Raw genomic sequence first — 20,358 nt, forward strand, 5'->3', positions numbered from 1 at the left:
CCCCAATCCCTGCGGTGACACGGCCTGTGCGTGTTAGGCTGCCCACCAGCCGCAATCAGGGACAGACTCATGGACACTCCGCTCGACCGTTTCACGCAGCTGGCCGACAGCCTGCGCGACACCAAGCCCCGGCCCGACCAGCAGGCCGCAGCCTTCGCAGCGGTCGCGCTCGTGCACGCCAGACACCCCGACACAGCGCTTGTCGCCGCCACCCGATCACACCATGAAAGCCTGAAATCGGCCCTGGGCGGATTCCGGGCTCCCAACGGCTCGATGCGGTGGGTCTATGCGGCGATGCTTGCAGCACATGGCGTCGACACAGAACACTTCCTCGGCGCTCGCGACGCCTTGCGGCAGGCATGCGCGGCCTCGAAGACGGGCCGGTTGCATGCCGGCGGTTCCCGCGCAGCTCTCATCCTCTGCCTCGGGGAAGCCGGCCCCGGTGTGGTGGACGCCTTCTACACCATGAAGCGGGCCGTCCGCCCGCCCTGGTGGCGCTCGGATGATTCCGTCACGGATACATTCGCAGCCGCCCATGTCCTCGCAGGCAGCCGCCCTGAGGCGGTCGTAGAGGCGCGGGCCCACGCCGAGGCCGTGTTCGGCGCCGACCAGCGAGCCAGGGGTCACCGACGCGACGGTGCCCGTCAATGCGTCCTGCTCGGCCAGGCACCGGAGATCGTGCTGTCGCAATTCAATGCGCTCGAGGATGCACGGCGGGCTGACCGTTTCCTGCGCGGGCGCAGTGATCGCTCCATGACGATGGAATGGGCCGTTGCCGGCCGCACGCCGGTCGATCTGGTCCAGATTTCCAACCTGACCAGTGCTTTGCCGAAACAGCTGACATCAGTCGGCTTTGGCCGGACCAGGCTGGCCAGCCTGATCGCTTTCGACGACCAGGCCCGCAACCCGGCAGGCAGCGCCAGCGCGCTCGCCGCGGTTATTGCCGCCCAGGCGGCGATGATTGCCGCGATCTCGGCGAGCACTATTGCTGCGACATCGGCGGCAAGCAGTTGAGATGGCAGTTCGCGGGCTTTCGTCAGGCTGAGCTGGCGTCGACGGCGGTTGGCGGCGAAAACAGCTCGGCACCCTGTTCGAGATATATTGAACTGGACGGGAAGGCGAAATCGGTTCCGGCCTCCTGAACGATCGTCTTGATCGTGAAGGCGAGCTCTTCCTTCAGCGCCAGCCATTCACCCCAATTGGTCGTGCGGGTAAAGCAGTAGAGCATGAAATCGATCGAGGACGGGCCGAAGCTATCCACACGCATGAAGGTCGACACCTCTGGCGCCTGGGCATAGCCGGGATGTTTGGTGACATAATCGAGCACGCGATCACGTATGGTCTTCAATTGCTCGACCGTGGTGTCATAGCGAACGCCAATGATCCAATAGGTCCGGCGATGCGTCATACGGGAGAAATTTGTCACCGCATTGTCGGAGAGCTTTGAATTGGGAACATAGACCGGCCCCTTGTCGAAACGGCGCACCAGGGTCGACCGGAAATTGATCGCCTCAACCGTGCCCTCGACAACGCCATCGACCTTGATCCAGTCGCCCGGCAAGAAGCGCTTCTCCGCCAGGACCAGCAAGCCACCGATCAGGTTTTTGAACAAATCCTGAGCACCCAGGCCAACAGCGACGCCGAACAGGCCAAGCCCGGCGATGATACCGCCAACCGGGATGTCCCAGATCTGAAGGACGGCCGCAGCCCCGATCACCACGAACAGTATACGCAAGGCCTTGGTCAGCCAGTCGAGCATGACCGGGGTCAGCGCATTTTGCAGCGCGCGCATCAGATGGATGAATGGCGCCACCGCATTGTGCAGACCCCAGAAAATCCCGATCGCGACCAGGGATGGAATAATCCGGTCGACATCGGAAAACGCAGTTGAGCCGGTCCCGGCTTCCAGGATGTTGAGCGCGAAGAAGAAGGAAATTGTGATCGGCAAGAGTTTTAGCGGCCCGGCGAGCGCTTCCACCACCGCATCATCAAACCCGTTCTCGGTCTTGTGAGCCATGCGTTTGAGGAGAGTGATCAACGTGCCCGCCACCAGGGATCGCAGCGTGATCCCGAGCACCAGGATAATAATGGCGCTCAACCCGTGCCCGACGCTGACGCCCAGGAAGGAGGTCTGCCAGACGGCGACCGCCTGGGTCCATAATTCGCCCGATTGGGCGAGGAAACCATTATCGTCCTGCACGCGCATCACAAAGCTCTCTCTCTGACCCGGTGGAAGACCAGGTCGGGAAATTTCTCTTCCGAATAGGACACTTCCCAATTGCTCTTGGCCAGGAAGACCGGATTGCCATCGATATCGACCGCCATGGCGGACTTGTGCCGGTCCGCAAAGGCTTCAATCTGCTGCTCGGTGCCGCCCAGCCAGCGCGCCGTCTCGTAGGGCGCCGCCTCGAAGGCGACCTCCAGCCCGTATTCGGCCGCAACGCGTTCGCGCATCACATCGATCTGAAGCGAGCCGACCGCGCCGACGATAAAATCGCCGCCGAGCACCGGGCGGAAGAGCTGGGTAACGCCCTCCTCGGCCAGGCTTTCGAGCGCCTTCTTGAGATGCTTCGCCTTGAGCGGATCGGCCAGGCGTGCCCGGCGCAGGATTTCCGGCGCGAAATTGGGGATGCCGGAGAAGCGCAGCTTTCCGCTTTCCGAGAGGCTGTCGCCAACGCGCAGCGTGCCGTGATTGGGAACTCCCATCACATCGCCGGCAAAGGCTTCATCGGCAATCTCGCGGTCCTGGGCGAAGAAGAGGATGGGCGAGGAAACGGTGAGCTGTTTGCCGGTCTCTGTCTTGAGCTTCATGCCGCGACGGAACTTGCCCGAACACAGGCGAACGAAAGCAACGCGGTCGCGATGGTTGGCGTCCATATTCGCCTGCACCTTGAACACGAAGCCAGACACTTCCTTGTCGCCGGGCTCGACCTGGCCGGGTTGACCATTGATCTGTACCGGCATGGGCGCAGGCCCCGGGATCTTGTCGGCCAGCCCGTCGAGCAATTCGCGCACGCCAAAGCCGCGCAGCGCCGAGCCGAAGAAGACCGGCGTCATATGGCCCTCCAGAAAGCTTTGCGGATTGAAGGCCGGGCACAGTTCGCGGGCCACTTCGGCGCCGTCGCGGGCCTCCTCGATCTCGGCATCGGAAAGCAGTTCACGGATTTCCGGGCCGTCGAGGGCAAGCCGTTCCGACGCCGCTTCGCGGTCGTGCTCGACCCCGGGCCGCTGGAACAGCACCAGTTCATCGGTCTTCAGATCGACCACGCCCTTGAAACGCTGGCCGGAGCCGACCGGCCATTGCATCGGCACGGCATCAAGCGCCAGCTTGTCCTGGATGTCCTGCAGCAGATCGACCGGATCGAGCGCCTCGCGGTCCATCTTGTTGATCAATGTGACAATCGGGATGTCGCGCAGACGGCAGACCTCGACCAGTTTGAGCGTTCTGGGCTCCACGCCCTTGGCGGCATCAAGCACCATGATCGCGCTGTCCGCAGCGGTGAGCGTGCGATAGGTGTCCTCGGAGAAGTCTTCGTGACCCGGCGTGTCGAGCAAGTTGAAAAGCAGGGCGCGATGTTCGAACGTCATCACCGAGGCGGAGACGGAAATCCCCCGCTCCTGCTCGATCTTCATCCAGTCCGAACGCGTACGACGGTTCTCGCCGCGCGCGCGCACCTGCCCCGCCATGCGGATGGCACCGGCGGCCAACAGCATGGTCTCGGTCAGCGTGGTCTTGCCGGCGTCAGGATGTGAGATAATGGCGAAGCTGCGGCGACGCGCCCATTCCGGCGCATCAATCGTCGGAGAAGTCATGAACTGGCTCGCTGAGGATGCAAGCCCCGAACTAGCCCGATCAGTAGGCGCTGTGCAAGTTTTCCGTCACCCGGCACCAGACTTCTTCATTGATGATGTCCGGGCCCAGCACACCGTCATTCTGGCGCTTCCAGAGATAGGTCAGGATAAGCATCGGCACATTGGCAAATCGCAGCCCGACATCGTCGGGGCCGGTCGCACCTTGCGGCCGCACGCCCAGCAGAGCATTGGCACCCGGCGCCCGATAGGCAATCAGGGCTGCGAGATGCTTGGTCCGGTCCGGCTTGTTCGTCGCCATCATGGGGTCAACATACAGGGCCTCGCGCAGCAACTGGGTCAGGTGGCCCGTGGTCAGCGTCTCGAACTGTGCCGCCGGCAGGGGAATGGTTCCGTCCTTGAGGACGGAGACCAGGTCACCCAGGTCGAAAACGGTTTCGTTGAACAAGAACAGCATCGAAGATCCCCGCGAGCGCCTACAATCCCTCACCCCCCACTCTAGGGCCGGGTCGTTAAGAATCCTCCACCGGCTCCGTCAGAAAATGGCGCCCCCGCCGGTCCTCGATCTCGATCACCCAGATATCCGGATCACCGTCGGCCCGGCGTTGGCAGTAGACGTCGATCTCGGCCTCCGGGACCGGCGCCTTGTCATGGCGGGTCCAGATCCGTTCCCCGTTTTCGTCCCGCGCCGGGACAAAAAGCTCGGCCTGCCCGGTCAGGTTTGCCACCTTTACGAGTACAGCGCCCGCATCTTCGTCTCCGTGGCGAATCACATAGGCGGCGGCCAATGCCGATTCAGCCCTTCGCAACAAGGCATCCACCCAGAATTTCGTCTTCAGTTGAATCATTTTCATTGCTGGCCGCTGAATTGCTTAATAACGTATTAACGGGGTAAGGGAGCATTTTATGTTGGTACGAGTTGCGTTGGTTGCGATGGCACTTTGTGCGTCGGCGGCGGGTCAGGCACTGGGTCAAGAGTTTCAGGGTGATACGTCTCCCGCCACTGTGAACCAGAATGCCGCCGAAGGCACCCGGATCGAAGAGCGCACGCTCGCCGATCTCGAAACCGGGATGGACGCCTTTGTTCTGTCCTCGAGCCAGGCACGAACCCGGATCCGCTTTTACCTCCCCCCCAACACCTATAGCTCGGAAGCCTGGCTTCGCCTCGCCGCCCGCCCCGCGAGTGACAGCTCGAACGGCCGGATCCAGGTCGCCATCAATGGCGGCGAGCCCATCATCATCCGGCCGCAGCCGCGCTCGATTGAAGCACGCTTTGCCCTCTTTTCGGCTGATATCCAGCCAGGCGAGAACGTCCTCGAAGTCTCCTATGGCACCGATAGCGCCACGACCGGCTGGATTGTCGATGCCCGCCGCTCGCAGTTGCGGCTCACCCTGGAACAAGACAGCCCGATCACGTCGCTCCACGAGCTCGAACTGGCATTGGCGGCCGATTTTGCTGCGCCGCGCCGGATCGCCCTTGTCACCGATATCAGCCGCGAGCGGGCAACGCTCGAGAGTCTCGTCGCCCAGGGCGTCGCCTTGCGCGCCGGCAGCGTGCCCCTGTTCGGCGGCGATGAAGCCAATGCCGACCTCATCATCCGGCTGGCCGAGAATGATCGCCTGAACGAGGCTGACCGCGCCATCCTGCGCACCGGCAATCGCAGTCAGGGACCGGAAATCGCGTTCAGCGAAGGCGCAACGCCGCGCCTGATCATTACCGGACGCAATATCGACGAAGCGGTCGCCGCCGCCCGTTTGTTCGCCGCACGCTCCTTTGGTGGTTATGGCCGCAGCTTCGTTGCCGCCGATGCCATCACGGCGCAGCGGCTTGGCCGCCCGCAGGTTCGCGATGCCCGCCGCCTGAGCGCCAATGCAGATTTGCGCACCCTGGCCGCTTCGGGCCTGCCCTTCAGCGCTGACCAGGGATCGCGCACGGCTGTCCAGTTCACCACTCGCACCCGCGCCGACCGGTTCGGGGCACTCTCAGTGCTGGCCCGAGGCGCCCTCGTGAGCGGTGAAGCCTGGCTGTATGCTTGGTATGGTGAGGAACATGATCACGCACCCGCCAATCACAATCTCCTGATTATCGGCCCGGGCAGCAGCAGTATCGCAGCCCTCGGTCGCAGCGCTCCGGCGGAGTTTGGTGCCGCCATGCGCGCCGCCGAACGCAGCCGTGGGCAACGCGGGCTGATGCGCCTGGCCGCCGCCGCCTATGCCGATGAATCGGCCACACCTGCAACACCGGAAGACGGACGGAGCATCGGGGTTGCGTCGCTGTTCCGCGATGCCGAACAAGCCGACCGCTGGATCGGTACGCTGACCTCGCCGGAACTGTCCTCCTTTGAAGCGGCCAGCCGCAGTCTGGCGCGCTCGAACCTGTGGCACGCGCTGGAAGGCCGCGCCGCCGTGTGGAGTGTGCGCGGTGTTACCCCGCTGGATTACAGCGTCACGGCACCGGGTCTGCGCGAGCGGGCACAGGAATTCGCGCTCGACCACACACGTGATGCCGCCTTCATGCTGTTCGGGATTGCCTTCATCATGCTGATCCGCGGCATTTGGCGCCGCCGCCGCGTTCACGCGTCGTAAAACTTGCCGTGTTAGCGTCATTTCTTCGAAGTTTCGGGGAAATGAGATGCGCTGTGCCTTCCATGCCTTGGCCTTGGGCCTGTTTGGCCTGACCGCTGCCGCCGGCGCCCAGGATGCCGATCTGATTTTTGGCGAACGCACCGCAGCCCTGGCCATGGACGCCCATTGCGACCTGTTTACTGACCGGCAGCGCGCTGCTCTTGACGCGGCGCGGCTCCAGGCTCGCGGTGCCCTCTTGCGCAGCGGTATCGCGCCCGATCAGATCCAGGCCTATGGCGCTGAAATCGCCGCGGAGGCTCGGCGACGGGATTGCGTGTCTTCCGAAGTCCTGGCGATGCGTGATCGCGTCCTTACCGCCTTCGATGGCTATCTGCGCGTCGGCAATATGACTTTTCCGGGCATTGCATTTTCCTGGTTCGCCAATCGTCAGATACTGACCGATGAGCCCGTCTGGGCCCTCCTCCAGGACACGGGCCGCATCCGGGTTGGTATCAGCCGGGTCGAAGGCGATATCAGCTTCACCATCGCCCTGCCCAATGGCGGCAATTACATTTCGGCCGTCCTGGTCACGCGCAATACGCAAAGCGCACCCGAACTCTATGACCCGACAATGGGCGGCATGTTCGCCGGACCCGCCAGTGCCAGCTGGGCTCAGTGGACACCCCCGGACTATGCGCGGCGGCTCGTCTGGGCCAGTGATCAGATGAATGGGCCGGCGGCCGATGCCCTGGCCGGTGCACCGCAGGGCCATGTTTTCCGCTTCCCCCCCTCGGTCGTCCAGCAACTCGGCCGGCTTGACCCGCGGGAGACAGCCCGCATCGACTTGATGGGCCGCAATGGTGAGCGGGTCGCATCCGACTATTTCGAGATTGGGGATTTCGCGGCTGCGGTCGCCTTCCTGCGCGCCGCGATCAGCGACACATCACAGATTGAGCTTCCAGAAAGCTAGGCGTGACGTTCAGCCGGCGCCAGCGCTGGCCACCAGCGACTGTGAGGCTTCCTGGGCGCGTTCGATCTGCTGGTGCACGTCGAGCCGGCGCAGCGTACCCACCTGCCCCATCGCCTGCACCAGAACCGGAAGCGTCACCGTGATCGTCGTGCCAACACCCTTGGCGCTTGCAATTGACATTGTCCCGCCGTGCAGGCCGGCGAGTGCACGCACCAGTGACAGGCCAAGGCCGGTGCCACGGGTATCGACTTCGCGGGCGCTGGACGCCTGACGATAGGGTTGCCCGAGCCTGGCTGCTTCCTGGGGGTCGATCCCGACGCCGCTATCACCCACTGCCAGAACGAGATCTGCGCCTGAAGCCCTGGCCATCACGACCACCGCGCCGCCTTCCGGCGTGAATTTTACGGCATTGGAGAGCAGGTTCAGCATGATCTGGCGCAGCGCCTTGCGGTCCGCATTCACCAGGATCGGTTGGTCGCCCGTCTCGACCGATAGCGACAGCCCCGCTTCTTCGGCCTGCAGGCGCATCATCTTGACGCTCAGCCCGACCACTTCGGATATGTCAAAATTCTCGCGCGAAAGATCATAACTGTCGGCCTCGATCTTCGACATGTCGAGCACATCGCCAATCAATTCCATCAAGTGTTGGCCGCTCTCGTGGATGAGATCGGCATACTCGGCATAACGCGCTGGCATCGGCCCGAACAGGCGCGCCTTCATGACATCGGAAAAACCGATAATCGCATTGAGCGGCGTACGCAATTCATGGCTCACGGAGGCGAGGAATTGGGACTTGGCGCGCGCCTCCTCCAGCGCGAGGGCACGGGCTTCTTCAGCTTCGCGCAAGGCGTTTTCCGTCTCGACGCGATGATCGCGGGCGATCACCGACACTGAACCGCCCTCGATCGGGCGGGCGTCCAGCTTGACGCGTTCCGGATTGCCCCGGTCGCCCCGAATACTGAGCAGGTCGGACAGTGGCCGTGCGGCAGCGCGGCGGGCCGCGCGCGCAAGTTCGGAGCGATCCTCGTCGTCAAAACCGAGATCGGCGATCGGCAAATTCGTCAATTCGCGCGGCAGACCCGGTGAAAGTTCGCGCAGGCCCCGGGAGACGGCGAGGATATTGCCATCATTGTCACAGGCGAGAATAGCGGCGGGAGCGGCGTCAAACGCCCGGCCCCGCACGCGGCCGTGCTCGGCTTCCCGGTTCGCCACATCATTGGCGCGGATGGAGCGGATCGCGGCACAGGCGAAACCATAGGCGATGACCAGCACAAGACCGAGAATAAAGGGAAGATGATACTCGACCGCGTTTGGCTGGGGACGGATGAACTCGGTGAGTTGCAAGCCAGTGATAACCAGGGCGGCCAGACCGGACATCGCGCCAGCCTTGACGATGGCATCCCGATCGCCACCGGCTGCGCCCATGGCCGGGGCCAGCAGGAAGGCGAGCACGCCCGTCCCGGTCACGCCGCCGCCCGACAGCGCCACAACGGCGGCCAGGGAGGTCCACAACATGGCGAGCAGGAAACGCTCGAATGAACGCCCGAGACGCGGCGCCAGCACAAGCCCGGCAATTGCCGGAAACGCCACACCGAGGAAGCCGGCAATTTTCAGCCAGAGTGGCCCGTCGAGAATCGGCCAGATTTGGGGTATGGCTGCAGCGACCGTCCCAATCCAGACAAGATTGGTAACGGGACCACCGCGACGCGCGATCCAAGCAGCTATGTCTCGTTCAGGTTTCTGCATTTTTCCCATTGCGACTCAGCGCAATCCTCACGCCGTAATCTTTGCCGCCGACGTTAACAAATACTGAATCTTAAACTTATCCCGTTTACCGTTTCGGCCGGGAAAGCCTGTCTCAAATCTATGCATTTCAAGGCTTGGAGAGCGGGCGCGTCCGGGGCACACTATCGGTTCACAGGGTTACGGAGGCTACCTGATGTTGATATCCATCCTTGCAGCGCTTGCTCTGACGACCGCGCTTGATGGCGACGGACAGGATGCCGGCATGGCTCAAGCCCCGGTCTTGCAACTGGATGCGGTCGAGCCGGCAGCCGCCGATCCACTCCGCACCGCCGCCGGAGATTATGCAGCTTTCCACGGCGTCGTGGCGGATCTGCGCTCGGCGCCGATCGGGTCAGGCGAGGATCTCGACTCCGCCATGGATCGCCTGACGGCTTATTATGTTCACGACCGCCTGGTGCGCGCCTGGATCGCCTATACAGCGATGATTGCCGCCCAGCATCCCGAATATCTCGATGATGTCCGTGAGCTGGCCGATTATTACGGCGCCCAGGCGGCGATGTCCGGCCTGCTCTATGATCCCACCTATGCGATCAGTTTCACCCACGCCGATACGGCCGAGGCCTCGGTGGTCGACGCGCTCGAGCGCGATAGTGCGGGCATTCGTGAGGTCAGTGATCGCTACCGCGCGGCCGCGTATGACCTGCAGGCGACGCGCTGGGCCCAGGCGCGGGCCGGCGACCGCCGTGTACGCCTCTCCGCGCTGGAAAATGCCGGTTCCGCACCGAGTGTGCCCCTGAGCAATGAATTCCTGCTCTCGCTCGACACCGGGCTGGACGGCGTGGTCCCCGCCTCGGCGCTTTATGACCATCCGGAAATCGCGCGTATGGGCGTCTACACCACGCCGCAGTTAACGTTGACCGTCGGCGATGCCGTCATCGATCCTGACCGGGACCGCATCGGACGCATCCTTTCGGTTGCCGCGCTGCAGGCCATCTCCAACGACCCGAGCCAGTCAAGCGAGCTGGTCAATGCCCTGCTGTCCGACCCGGTCGTCGAGCGCTGCCTGACCTGGGCCCGGCTCGACCTGCAACAATGCGTCGCCGCCGGCCATTTCAAGTATGAAGACAGTTTCTGCATCGCCGAGCACGCCCTGCTTGATGTCAGCCGCTGCCTGGGCGTTTCTGCCGCGACCGGGACCGACTGAAGCCCGCGCTCAAGACCGTTAATGATTAACAAAAAGTGTACCGAACAGAGACAGGATCAAATTTTAGATAAAAACCTTGCTCCAGTTTCGCACGCTGTTTCCGCTAAACCCCGTAATCGCGTGCAATAGCTGAAAACCTGCCCTAGCCTCGATCCTGCAATGAATGCCGGTACACCCCGGCGAGATAATTGGTGTGAGGTAGGTCGATGATGTTTTTTGTACGTGCTGCGTTCTGGCTGGCGATTGTGTCGGTCTTCATCCCGCGAGACTTCGCGGGAGATCCCATGAACCTGTCCTTCGATAGCGCCTCGACCCGCATTGATGCCGGCCAGGCCGTGAACAGCTGGTGCGTCGAACGCCCTGCGCTCTGCGAAGCCGGAACAGAGGCTGTCGAGCTCGGCGGCTTCCTTGCGGGCTTTGCCGCAACGCGGCTCGAGACTGCAATCGAAGACCGCCAGCAGACCTCCAAGTCCTGATACGCTTGCATTTCCCGCTCGCCCGGCGGCGCTGACCGCATCTACGCCTTGATCCTGTCGGCAGCGCGCCTTAACTCGTCGCTGTGATGACACAAACACCCATCCAGACTGAAATCGAGGAGCTGGTCGAGGAATTCGATCTGCTGGACGATTGGGAACAGCGCTATCGCTATCTGATCGATATGGGCAAGGCCCTGCCGCCCCTGCCCGATGAGCAGCGCACCGAAGCGAGCCGGGTCCAGGGCTGTGTCAGCCAGGTCTGGCTGATTGTCGAGCCCGCTGACGATAACAGCCTCGTATTTCACGCCGATAGTGACGCCCACATCGTGCGCGGCCTCGCCGCGCTCTTGCTGCGCCTCTATTCCGGGCGCAGCCGCGAGGACATTCTCTCGGTCGATGCCCGGGAAGTCCTGGCGCGGATTGGCCTGTCGGAACATCTCTCACCACAACGCTCCAATGGTCTGGCTTCGATGATTGGCCGGATCCGGGCCGCCGCAGAAGCCTAGAGGTTCAAGCCATAATGCCGGGCCAATTGCTGCAGCGCCAGCTTCAGCACGGTTTTGCCCGAACGCTGCGCCCAGCCATAGCGTCGTTCAACGGCCGCCAGGCTTTCCTCACGAATACAAACCGCCACGACCAGCTGATCCATCCCGCTTCCGACGGCATCGAGCGCATCCATCACACGATCCTTCGCGGCGATGGCAGCCAGCGAGGCCGTCTCCGGCCCGCCGCGCCAGCCAGCCTGGCGAACCTCAGCGGTCAATGACCAGTTGCGCGTGGTGTGCTGGCGCAAGCTTGATCGCGCATAGTCGCTGCAGAAGCGTTCGGCGGCGGCGTGTTCGATCGCGTCCAGCTGCACGGCCCAGCGCCCCGGCACGTCCTCACGGGTATTGGCCCGGACCCGCTGGATCTGGCCGCTCGGCCCAAGGATCTCCCGATCACGCATGATGCGGTGCTGGGCCGCGAATCCGCCGTCCAGCCCGCGCTTGATGGCCGCACGGCCTGAACGGCCCAGGGCAATCCCGTCGCGCGTCTCGTCGAGCATGCCACTGGCCAGGGCCTGGCGCAGCTGGCCGGCATCAAGGCGCGCCAGCGGCCGCCGCCGTCGATCACCGCCCGCGAACACGCCATAGCCACCGCCCGTGATACAGGGCTTCAGGGCGGCACCTTGGCGCGCCAGGCAAAGCAACCAGCGAGGCAGGGGCCGGTCTGGCGTGGCGGGCATCAAACCGGCTCGCCCGGACAGGGCGCGGCCCGCAAACAGGCTTCCAGCGCGTCCATATACTCATCAAAGCCGCGATCATCGCGCTGATCCTCGATCCGGTGACAGGCATGCGCCGCCGTCGAGCGGTCGCGGCCGAAGGCCTGGGCGACCCGGGTCAGGGACAATTCAAAGGCGACATGGGCGAGATACATTGCGGCCTGACGGGCGAAGGCGGCCTCGCGCGAGCGCCGGGTTGGCGCCTCGAGCTCGTCCTGTGTCACGCCAAAGGCGTAGGCTACAGCACTCTGGGCCAGGCGGGCCCGGGCGGCATCGCTGCCGCTTCTGGTCATTGCTTGCGTCATCTTGCGCTCCCGGTGTTCACGAACCGGGACGCCATCCATCACGTCCCGGCCCGCCCATGCTAGGAGGGCTACACCCAGGCGGGGATAATATTCCTATTTGTGTGGTAATGGAAGAGCGCGCAACCCATACGTGTTGCGCGCTCTCATTATGCGATACCTGTTTGATATATCAGGTGGAAAAATACGCGATGATCAAGACCACTGCGAGCAAGGCACTGGTCCAGATCGCGAGCACCCCACTGGGGATATCTCGGCTCAGCGCGCCCATAGGACTGAATACCTGATACAGCCGACCACCAATTCCGCTCATCAAACGGCCCCAGGCATTACCCGCAGACGACGAAAGCCGGTCGAGCATCAACCAGGTCCAGCGGGCGAGCCCGTCGCCAAAACGGCGATAGACCCAGTCGGTATCGAGATTGACCGACCGCTTCTCCTCCGGATATGCGCCGATCCGCAACAAGACCGCGAAGGCGAAGATCGCCCCCAGCAGGAGCTGCATCTGGCCGACGACATGGTCGAAGGTATAGGGCGCATAAATCGAATTCTGATACGGAAGCAGATCATAAAGCTTGCCGTAATTGACGCCGAGATAGACGCAGAGCAACGCCCCAAGCCCCATCGCCATCAACATGTTGACCGGTGCCTCCCGGACGCGATGACCCCGGTCATGGCTGAAGAAGGCGAAGAAGGGGATCTTGATCCCCGAATGCTCGAGCACCCCGGCAGACGCGAAGACTAGGACGAGCCAGATCAGCCAGTTCCCGTCCTGGGCGACGGCCGCCAGGATCATGGATTTGGCGACAAAGCCCGAGAAGAGCGGGAAGGCCGAGATCGAAGCCGAACCAATCAGGCAGAACACGGTCGTTGCCGGCATGGACTTGAACAGACCGCCCAATTCCGACGCCTTGGCCGTACCGACCCGGTGCAGTACCGCGCCCATGCTCATGAACAAGAGGCCCTTGTAGAGGATGTGCACGAAGGCGTGCGCCGCAGCGCCGTTGATCGCCAGTTCGGTACCGATCCCGATACCGACCACCATGAAGCCCAGCTGGTTGTTGAGCGAATAGGCCAACACCTTGCGCAGATCATTTTCGACCACCGCGAAGAAGACCGGGAAGATCGTCATGATCGCGCCGATATAGATCAGGCTGTCTTCGCCCGCGAAGCCACGCGCCAGGGCGTAAACCGCCATCTTGGTGGTAAAGGCAGAAAGAATGACCGTGCCCACCACCGTCGCCTTGGGATAGGCATCCTGCAACCAGTTGTGCAGGAAGGGGAAGGCGCACTTGATGCCAAAGGCGATGAAGATCAGGAAACCGCCCGGCGAATTCAGGCCAATATTGTCGAAGGCCCAGCTTCCGGTCTCGCCGGCATGGATCACCGCACCGGTCAGCAGAAGGACGCCGGACAGGACATGGATCGCCAGATAGCGCAGGCCCGCCTTGGTGGCGGCCCGGTTGCGGGCGCTCCAGATCAGGAAGACCGAGGAAATCGCGGTCACTTCCCAGAACAGGAAGAGCGTCATCAGATCGCCGGCAAACACCGCGCCGAGCGCGCCACCGGCATAGATCAGCCCGGCGGCATCGGTCACGCGGTCCTTCTCGTGCAGGCCGTAGAGCCCGTTGAGAAAGGCGGCGATTATGAAGATCAGGCTCCAGATGCGGCTGATCTCGTCATAGCGCAGGGTTTCAAGCGTGAAACCACCGAACTCGATGACACCAAAGGTTCCAATCTCGAGATTGAACCAGCACAGGCCGGCGAGCACAGGCGCGAACAGGGCCAAGCCCTTGCGCACAGCATTATTCGGAACAATCGCTGCAATCAGCCCGGCGATGATAATCGGCAGGGCTGGCGAGATATTGGCGAACAACTCACTCATCGCCAGCCTCCCCGTCCCAGTAGTTTTCGGCCCGGCCCAGGAATTGCCGGATCACGAACCAGCCCCCCATGACAGCGGCGACAAAGCTGATAAAGCCGGCCAGCACGTAGAAGCCGGGGGTCTGGGCGAAGTGGAGATATTCATGGCGCGGATGGAAGAAATCCACCGCGCCCAGCGCGACCACCACAAGCCCCAGCACCCAGACGAGGCTGGATGCCAGCCATTTGGACTCAAGCCAGAGGAAAGGCCGTGCGATCGGATGGACCAGATCATCTTTTTTGGCGGGCTTCTGGCTCATAGCACTGTCTCGACAATCGCGACCGGCTCAAACACGGGCAGGAGATAATCCCGCAGGGGGCCAATCAGGAAGAACAGGATGATGACGCCGGCTGCCGTGATCACGGGCGGCAGGATCACAAGCATCGGCGCCGGCTTCTTCAGCTTGGCCTCTTCAGGCGGCTCGAAATAGGCCCGCGCCGAAAGCGGCAGGAGATAGGCGATATTGAGCAGGGAGGAGGCGATCAGCGCGGTCGCGAGAACGACCTGGCCAGCCTCGAACGTGCCCTGCATCAGGAAGAGTTTGGGCCACATCCCGGCCAGTGGCGGCAGGCCGATGATTGACAGGGCGCCAATCGTATAGGCCCCGAACAACCAGGGCATATGCCGGCCGAGACCGCGCATCTGGGAGATATTGGTCTTCTTTGTCGCCGTGTAGATTGCACCGGCGCTCATGAAGAGGGTGATCTTGGCCCAGGCATGCATGACGATCTGCAGGGCGCCGCCGAGCATCGCCAGCGGCGATCCCAGCATCACCGCCAGGGTGACATAGGAAAGCTGGCTGATGGTCGAGTATGCCAGACGCGCCTTGAGATTATCCTTGGTCAGGGCAATCAGTGAGGCCAGCACGATCGAACCGGCGGCAATCCAGGCCAGCGGCTGGGAGGTCGGGACAATCGCGATCAGTGCCGGGCCGAAGATATAGGTCCCCACTTTGAGCATCGCGAAGACACCGGCCTTCACGACCGCAACCGCGTGCAGAAAGGCGGAAACCGGCGTCGGTGCCACCATGGCATTGGGCAACCAGGCGTGGACCGGCATCAGCGCCGCCTTACCGATTCCGAACGCAAACATCACCAGCAAAATGCCGGCAATCATCGGTGTCACATCATTGAGCGCGAGCAGGCCACCGGCGACGAAATTGGTCGATCCGGCGAGGAATTGGGTCGCGATAATGGCCGGCAGAAGCAGGCCGATCGAGGTGCCGAGCAAAATGGTCAGATAGATGCGGCCACCGCGCCGGGCCGCTGCATCACCCTTATGCGTCACCAGCGGATAGGTCGACAGCGTCAGGACTTCGTAGAAGACGAACATCGTCAACAGATTGCCTGACAGGGCAACGCCCATGGCGCCGGCGATCGCGATGCAGAAACAGACATAGAAGCGCGTCTGGCTCTTCTCGTTATTGCCGCGCATATAGCCGATCGAATACAGCGAATTGACCAGCCACAACCCGCTCGCCACCGCGGCGAACAAGGCGCCGAGAGGCTCGAGCTTGAAGGCCAGCTCCAGTCCGGGCGCGATAGTGGCCAGGATCAGGGTCGGCTGGCTCGGCGCGATCTCGACCAGGTAGGCGATATTGAGGGCCAGCAGCACGCCGGAGACGAGCGTCGCACCCTCGCGCCAATTGGGACGATTGCCGAGCAGAGCCACCAGGACGCCGCCAAGGGCGGGGATGGCCAGCGCAAGGGCGAGGGCGAGTTCGGGGGTCCACATGATCTAGCGCCCTCCCATAACGGCTTCGGCTGCGGCATTGGCCAGATGGACCAGCGGATCGGCATTGAAGAAGAAATACACATTGGCCAGGGCCAGCACCGACATCGGCACCACAACCGCCCAGGGCGCTCGGGTTTGCGCGACAGCCTTGCCCTGATGGGCCGGCGGCTCCTCCATCCAGATCGCCATCAACATCCGGCCGACATAGACCAGCGCGAGCAGCGATGACCCGATCAGCGCCGCAACCGCCCACCACCAGTCGCGATCCAGCGCGGCGAGGATGAGATACCATTTCGAGGTGAAGCCAACCGTCAGCGGCACCCCGACAAGCGACAGGCCGGAGATCGTGAAGGCGCTGGCCGAAACCGGCATGGTCCGCCCCAGCCCGTTGAGGCTGGATATGCTGCGGACACCGAATTTGAGCGCGAAAGCACCGAGCGCCATGAAAAGCGCCCCCTTCATCATCGCATGGTTCATCAAATGCAGCATGCCGGCCGACAGGCCAGCTTTCGTGCCCATACCGAGGCCGAGCATCATATAGCCCACCTGGGCGACCGAAGAATAAGCCAGCACGCGGCGCGGATCGGTCTGGAAGATCGCCTGCGCGGAGGCGACGATCATGCCAACCGTGCCGAGCACGGCAAAGATCCAGGTGAAGGAGGCCGCCACGAAGCTGACTTCCGGGTGGAAAATCGAGAACAGGAAGCGGATCAGCACGTAGAAGGCCACTTTCGTCGCGGTCGAGGCAAGAAAGGCGGTGACGAAGTTCGGCGCGAAGGTATAGGCATTCGGCAGCCAGACATGCAGCGGGAACATCGCCGCTTTCAGCCCCAGTCCGACAACAATGAAGGCAAAAGCCGCTTCAGTGACGCGGCTATGCCCATTCTCCGCCAGCACACGGGCGATATCGACCATGTTGAGCGTGCCGGTCGCCATATAGAGGAAGCCGACACCTATGACGAAGAAGGTCGCCCCGATCGTGCCGAGGATGAGGTAATTATAGGAGGCCGTCAGCGCCCGGCGATCCTTGCCGCCGCCCATTGCGACAAGCGCGTAGGTCGAGAGCGACGAGACTTCCAGAAACACGAAGACATTGAAGGCATCGCCGGTGATCGTGACGCCCAGCAGGCCGGTAAAGCAGACGAGGAAGGCAGAATAGAACATCGGCTGTTTGCCGGGCTCAATCTCGTCGGCCACGCTGGGCAGGGCGTAAATCGTGCAGAGCAGGCCGACAAAACCGACCAGCAAGAGAATCGGAACATTGAGCGCATCAACCCGGTATTCGATCCCGAGCGGCGGCGCCCAGCCCCCGAGATGGTAGCTGACGCTGCCAGCCTGCGAGACTTCGCCCAGCAGGACCAGGGCGAGAATGGCGACCAGGAAGGCGGCCAGAAGCGAAATCGCCCAGGCCATGCGGCCACTCGGCATCAGCGCGGCAATCGGCGCCAGAATAAGCGGAATAACGACCAGCAGAACCGGCGCATGCGCGGCGATGCCCGCCGGCAGGAGATGAGCCAGAATATCCATTACCCAGCCGCTCCCGTATCGCGCGAATAGTCTGCCGCATTGAGCGCATCATCCTCGATGGAGCCATAGGCTTCGCGGATCCGCACCACCAGGGCGAGTCCGACGGCCAGGGTCGCGACGCCCACGACGATGGCGGTAAGGATCAGCACGTGAGGCAGCGGATTGGAATAGAGCACCGCCTCGGCGGCGGCAGCGCCATGGCCTGCGGCTGCAGCGCCATGATCATCACCATGCGCGTCAGCGATGATTGGCGGCTGGCCGCCGAACACTTTGGCAAGCGTGATGTAAAGCAGGAAAACCGAGGTCTGGAACAGGGAGAGCCCAACCAGACGCTTGACCAGATTACCGGTCGCAAAGACGACATACAGCCCGGTCATCATCAACACGATGATCGGGATATAGTTGAAACGTTCCAGGAGGATATCAAGCATACTACCAGTCCTCGTCCGGCAAGTCGGGAATCCGTCCGGCGAAGGCGTAGAAAATCGCCAGCATCACCGATGAGACCGTGAACAGGACGCCAAGTTCGATCAGCAAAATGCCATAATGCTGTCCGGTATGATGGCTCTGATCAGGGTGCAGGGCGTCGTAATCGAGAAAATTCACCGGCTCGCCGGCCCCATTCATCAACAGGGTCGCAACCCCGACGCCGGCGAATAGCAGCACGCCGGACGCCATGACGTAACGCACAGCCACCGGAGGAACGGCGCGGCGCGCCTCCTCCATGCCGAAAATCAGTGCGTAGAGGATGACACCAACCGCGACGATCACACCAGCCTGGAAGCCGCCACCTGGGCCGAAATCACCATGGAATTGCACGTAGAAGCCAAACACCACGATAATCGGAATCAGCAGTTTGGAAACAACGCGGAGGATCAGGTGCGGGCTCATGATGCGCCCTCCTCTTTGACCGGCTTCGCCGCCTTGGTGGCTTTGGGGGTTTTGGTGGTCCGCGCCGGCAGAAGGGTCTTGGCTGCGGGCTTGCCCTTCGGCTCGCGCTTGGGGCCACCGAAGCCGAGCAGCAGGATCACGCCGAGCCCGGCGGTAAAGATCACGACAGTCTCGCCAAGCGTATCAAAACCGCGATAGCTGGACAGCACGGCCGTCACGATATTCGGCACGGCGATGTCATGGGGCGTCTGCTCGAGATAATCGCGGCCGACATAGGCATTGGCGACGGATTCCGCGTCGCCATAGACCGGCATGTCGGGCACGGCATAGAGCAAAGCGGCGCCCGCCGTGACGACTACAGCAAAAGCGGCCCAATGACGCTGCGGCTTGCTCGGCTCGGCTTCGCGTGCCGTCAGCAGCATCGCCGCCAGCAGAAGTACAGTCGAAATCCCGGCGCCAACGGCGGCCTCGGTGAAGGCGACATCAACCGCGTCCAGCGAAACGAACCAGGCGGCGCAGAGCAGGCTGTAAACGCCCATCAGCATCACGACCGCGAACAGATTGCGCAGCCGGACGATGGCAAAGGCGACCGCCAGGAGCATGCCGATCAGGGCATAGTCGAGATATTGCGTCAGGTCGGTCATGCCTTGCCCTCCTCGTCAGCCAGCTCGCGCGGATGCGTCGGCTTGAAGTGAGCCAGGTCCGGTTTGTGGCCGGCCCGATGCGCGGCATTGGCGACGGCGTGGGTTGCGGTCGGGCTGGTCAGGAAGAGCAGCAGTCCGACCAGCGCCAGCTTGGCCATCGTCTGCCAGTCTCCCGCCTGCAGGATCAGGCCGAGGATGACAAGCTCGGCACCGAGCGTGTCGGTGACACCCGCCGCATGCATGCGGGTATAGAAGTCGGGCAGGCGAATAACGCCGATTGCGCCCGCCAGAACGAAGACCAGGCCTGCCGACATTGACGCGACACTGATGGCAAACAGCAGGTGATGCCAGATCTCGGCGCCGCTCATACCTCGTCCTCCCCGTCCACGGCCCGTCGCAACGACATCTGTGCCAGGGAAATTTCCAGCGAGCGATAGCGGAAGAATTTGAGGATCGCGATGGTCGCGACGAAATTGATCAACGCGTAGAGCATGGCAATGTCGATCGCATCCTGGCGCCCGGACAAGGCGCTGAACACAAGCAGGAAGAGGATGGTTTTGGTGCCAAAGGAATTGGCCGCCAGAACGCGGTCATACAGGGTCGGCCCGGCAAACAGGCGCGCCAGCATGATCGCCATGGCGCAGGCCATGCCCAGCGCCATGATGAAATTGAACATGTCCATCAGCGCACCTTCCGCTTGCCATCGGATGCCAGGTCAGACCGGGCGCCCATCTCCGCGAAACCGGCCGGGTCGGTGAAGCTGGTATCGAGCGCGTGGATCAGAAAACCGTCTTCCTCGACATCGATCGTCACAGTGCCAGGCGTCAGAGTGATGGAATTGGCGAAAACGGCATGTCCGAGCCCGGAGCGCTGCTCGGCGGGCACCCGTACCAGGCGCGGCTCGACGTCGATTTCCGGCTTCATCACCAGCTTCACCACCGCGAGATTGGCCGCCAGGATTTCACGGCCCAGCCAGATCCAGTACATCGCGAGCGGCAAGGCCGGCAAGACCGGAACCGTCTCGCGATCAAGGATACGCATCCGCGCGGTCAGCGCGACAGTTACCACCACGCTCAACACGCCAAAACCGATGACCAGAGGGTAATCGCCCGACAGGGTGTACTGACCCGACAGGGTCAACCAGAGCAGGACAAGTACGGCCGTCAAACCGACGCTATAGCTCATGATAACTCCCCGCGCGCATTTGGCTTAGCTCCGGGTTTTAACCCGAGATTCCGGGCTTGGCCAGACAAGCCGGGCGGCAATCGCAGATCATTGCGCGCACGTAATCTGCACGCCGCAAT

23 protein-coding genes are annotated in these 20,358 nt (G+C 62.7%); 6 read left to right on the plus strand and 17 right to left on the minus strand.

Annotation, left to right across the window (positions count from 1 at the left end):
• The first annotated feature begins 69 nt into the window (after positions 1-69).
• Positions 70-1,014 (plus strand): hypothetical protein, encoded by a 945-nt coding sequence (locus tag ACN0YJ_RS06615; protein WP_417477405.1) that lies wholly within the window; start codon positions 70-72, stop codon positions 1,012-1,014.
• 22 nt (positions 1,015-1,036) lie between these two features.
• Here the strand turns inward: ACN0YJ_RS06615 and ACN0YJ_RS06620 are convergent, their stop codons facing one another.
• From ACN0YJ_RS06620 to ACN0YJ_RS06635, 4 genes are read right to left on the minus strand one after another with little or no spacing between them, the layout of a single operon-like run.
• Positions 1,037-2,206 carry a mechanosensitive ion channel family protein gene (locus ACN0YJ_RS06620; RefSeq protein ID WP_417477406.1) on the minus strand — a complete coding sequence of 390 codons (1,170 nt, stop codon included), beginning with the start codon at positions 2,204-2,206 and terminating at the stop codon, positions 1,037-1,039.
• On the minus strand, positions 2,206-3,813 hold the full coding sequence (locus tag ACN0YJ_RS06625) for a peptide chain release factor 3 (RefSeq protein ID WP_417477407.1): 1,608 nt from the start codon (positions 3,811-3,813) through the stop codon (positions 2,206-2,208). Before ACN0YJ_RS06625 ends, ACN0YJ_RS06620 begins: the two co-directional genes overlap by 1 nt.
• Positions 3,814-3,853: 40 nt before the next feature.
• The gene (locus ACN0YJ_RS06630) at positions 3,854-4,267 is read right to left on the minus strand and encodes a hypothetical protein (RefSeq protein WP_417477408.1); all 414 of its coding nucleotides are present in this window, start codon (positions 4,265-4,267) and stop codon (positions 3,854-3,856) included.
• Positions 4,268-4,322: 55 nt separating this feature from the next.
• Positions 4,323-4,658 carry a DUF1491 family protein gene (locus ACN0YJ_RS06635; RefSeq protein WP_417477409.1) on the minus strand — a complete coding sequence of 112 codons (336 nt, stop codon included), beginning with the start codon at positions 4,656-4,658 and terminating at the stop codon, positions 4,323-4,325.
• A gap of 58 nt (positions 4,659-4,716) precedes the next feature.
• Here ACN0YJ_RS06635 and ACN0YJ_RS06640 point away from each other — a divergent pair, with 58 nt between their 5' ends.
• Both ACN0YJ_RS06640 and ACN0YJ_RS06645 read left to right on the plus strand, forming a co-directional pair.
• Complete coding sequence (locus tag ACN0YJ_RS06640) at positions 4,717-6,396, plus strand: hypothetical protein (RefSeq protein WP_417477410.1); 1,680 nt, start codon at positions 4,717-4,719, stop codon at positions 6,394-6,396.
• 46 nt (positions 6,397-6,442) lie between these two features.
• Positions 6,443-7,345 (plus strand): hypothetical protein, encoded by a 903-nt coding sequence (locus ACN0YJ_RS06645; protein WP_417477411.1) that lies wholly within the window; start codon positions 6,443-6,445, stop codon positions 7,343-7,345.
• Between the two features lie 9 nt (positions 7,346-7,354).
• Here the strand turns inward: ACN0YJ_RS06645 and ACN0YJ_RS06650 are convergent, their stop codons facing one another.
• Positions 7,355-9,091, minus strand: a complete 1,737-nt coding sequence (locus ACN0YJ_RS06650; protein WP_417495710.1) for an ATP-binding protein — start codon at positions 9,089-9,091, stop codon at positions 7,355-7,357.
• 193 nt (positions 9,092-9,284) lie between these two features.
• On the opposite strand from ACN0YJ_RS06650, the gene ACN0YJ_RS06655 reads away from it, so the two are divergent.
• The 3 genes from ACN0YJ_RS06655 to ACN0YJ_RS06665 all read left to right on the plus strand — a co-directional run bounded on the left by ACN0YJ_RS06655 (position 9,285) and on the right by ACN0YJ_RS06665 (position 11,277).
• Complete coding sequence (locus ACN0YJ_RS06655) at positions 9,285-10,295, plus strand: hypothetical protein (RefSeq protein ID WP_417477413.1); 1,011 nt, start codon at positions 9,285-9,287, stop codon at positions 10,293-10,295.
• Positions 10,296-10,501: 206 nt separating this feature from the next.
• Entirely contained in the window at positions 10,502-10,771 is a 270-nt protein-coding gene (locus ACN0YJ_RS06660; RefSeq protein ID WP_417489523.1) for a hypothetical protein, read from the plus strand.
• Positions 10,772-10,857: 86 nt separating this feature from the next.
• Positions 10,858-11,277 carry a SufE family protein gene (locus tag ACN0YJ_RS06665; RefSeq protein WP_417495711.1) on the plus strand — a complete coding sequence of 140 codons (420 nt, stop codon included), beginning with the start codon at positions 10,858-10,860 and terminating at the stop codon, positions 11,275-11,277.
• Here ACN0YJ_RS06665 and ACN0YJ_RS06670 read toward each other — a convergent pair.
• From ACN0YJ_RS06670 to ACN0YJ_RS06725, 12 genes are all read right to left on the minus strand, one after another.
• Positions 11,274-11,996: a DUF6456 domain-containing protein gene (locus tag ACN0YJ_RS06670; protein WP_417495712.1), complete on the minus strand. Its 723-nt coding sequence runs from the start codon at positions 11,994-11,996 to the stop codon at positions 11,274-11,276. The genes ACN0YJ_RS06665 and ACN0YJ_RS06670 overlap by 4 nt on opposite strands.
• A complete protein-coding gene (locus ACN0YJ_RS06675; protein ID WP_417477417.1) occupies positions 11,996-12,337 on the minus strand; it encodes a helix-turn-helix domain-containing protein in 342 nt (113 codons plus the stop codon). The genes ACN0YJ_RS06670 and ACN0YJ_RS06675 overlap by 1 nt, the downstream gene beginning before the upstream one ends.
• A gap of 169 nt (positions 12,338-12,506) precedes the next feature.
• Positions 12,507-14,219: a Na(+)/H(+) antiporter subunit D gene (locus tag ACN0YJ_RS06680; RefSeq protein WP_417495713.1), complete on the minus strand. Its 1,713-nt coding sequence runs from the start codon at positions 14,217-14,219 to the stop codon at positions 12,507-12,509.
• Positions 14,212-14,517 (minus strand): hypothetical protein, encoded by a 306-nt coding sequence (locus ACN0YJ_RS06685; protein ID WP_417495714.1) that lies wholly within the window; start codon positions 14,515-14,517, stop codon positions 14,212-14,214. The genes ACN0YJ_RS06680 and ACN0YJ_RS06685 overlap by 8 nt, the downstream gene beginning before the upstream one ends.
• Positions 14,514-15,992 carry a proton-conducting transporter membrane subunit gene (locus ACN0YJ_RS06690; RefSeq protein WP_417495715.1) on the minus strand — a complete coding sequence of 493 codons (1,479 nt, stop codon included), beginning with the start codon at positions 15,990-15,992 and terminating at the stop codon, positions 14,514-14,516. Before ACN0YJ_RS06690 ends, ACN0YJ_RS06685 begins: the two co-directional genes overlap by 4 nt.
• A 3-nt stretch (positions 15,993-15,995) precedes the next feature.
• On the minus strand, positions 15,996-17,519 hold the full coding sequence (locus tag ACN0YJ_RS06695; RefSeq protein WP_417477421.1) for a monovalent cation/H+ antiporter subunit D family protein: 1,524 nt from the start codon (positions 17,517-17,519) through the stop codon (positions 15,996-15,998).
• Complete coding sequence (locus ACN0YJ_RS06700; protein WP_417477422.1) at positions 17,519-17,950, minus strand: cation:proton antiporter subunit C; 432 nt, start codon at positions 17,948-17,950, stop codon at positions 17,519-17,521. The genes ACN0YJ_RS06695 and ACN0YJ_RS06700 overlap by 1 nt, the downstream gene beginning before the upstream one ends.
• Before the next feature lies 1 nt (position 17,951).
• Positions 17,952-18,410 (minus strand): Na(+)/H(+) antiporter subunit B, encoded by a 459-nt coding sequence (locus tag ACN0YJ_RS06705; RefSeq protein WP_417477423.1) that lies wholly within the window; start codon positions 18,408-18,410, stop codon positions 17,952-17,954.
• Positions 18,407-19,054, minus strand: coding sequence for a DUF4040 domain-containing protein (locus tag ACN0YJ_RS06710; RefSeq protein ID WP_417495716.1), 648 nt, complete (start codon positions 19,052-19,054; stop codon positions 18,407-18,409). Before ACN0YJ_RS06710 ends, ACN0YJ_RS06705 begins: the two co-directional genes overlap by 4 nt.
• Positions 19,051-19,422 carry a monovalent cation/H(+) antiporter subunit G gene (gene mnhG / locus ACN0YJ_RS06715; RefSeq protein WP_417477425.1) on the minus strand — a complete coding sequence of 124 codons (372 nt, stop codon included), beginning with the start codon at positions 19,420-19,422 and terminating at the stop codon, positions 19,051-19,053. The genes ACN0YJ_RS06710 and mnhG overlap by 4 nt, the downstream gene beginning before the upstream one ends.
• Positions 19,419-19,736, minus strand: coding sequence for a monovalent cation/H+ antiporter complex subunit F (locus tag ACN0YJ_RS06720; protein WP_417477426.1), 318 nt, complete (start codon positions 19,734-19,736; stop codon positions 19,419-19,421). Before ACN0YJ_RS06720 ends, mnhG begins: the two co-directional genes overlap by 4 nt.
• The gene (locus ACN0YJ_RS06725; protein ID WP_417495717.1) at positions 19,736-20,239 is read right to left on the minus strand and encodes a Na+/H+ antiporter subunit E; all 504 of its coding nucleotides are present in this window, start codon (positions 20,237-20,239) and stop codon (positions 19,736-19,738) included. The genes ACN0YJ_RS06720 and ACN0YJ_RS06725 overlap by 1 nt, the downstream gene beginning before the upstream one ends.
• Positions 20,240-20,358 lie beyond the last annotated feature (119 nt).

Origin of the sequence: Maricaulis sp., assembly GCF_048270095.1 — a bacterium.
In the GTDB taxonomy this organism is placed as follows: Bacteria; Pseudomonadota; Alphaproteobacteria; order Caulobacterales; family Maricaulaceae; genus Maricaulis.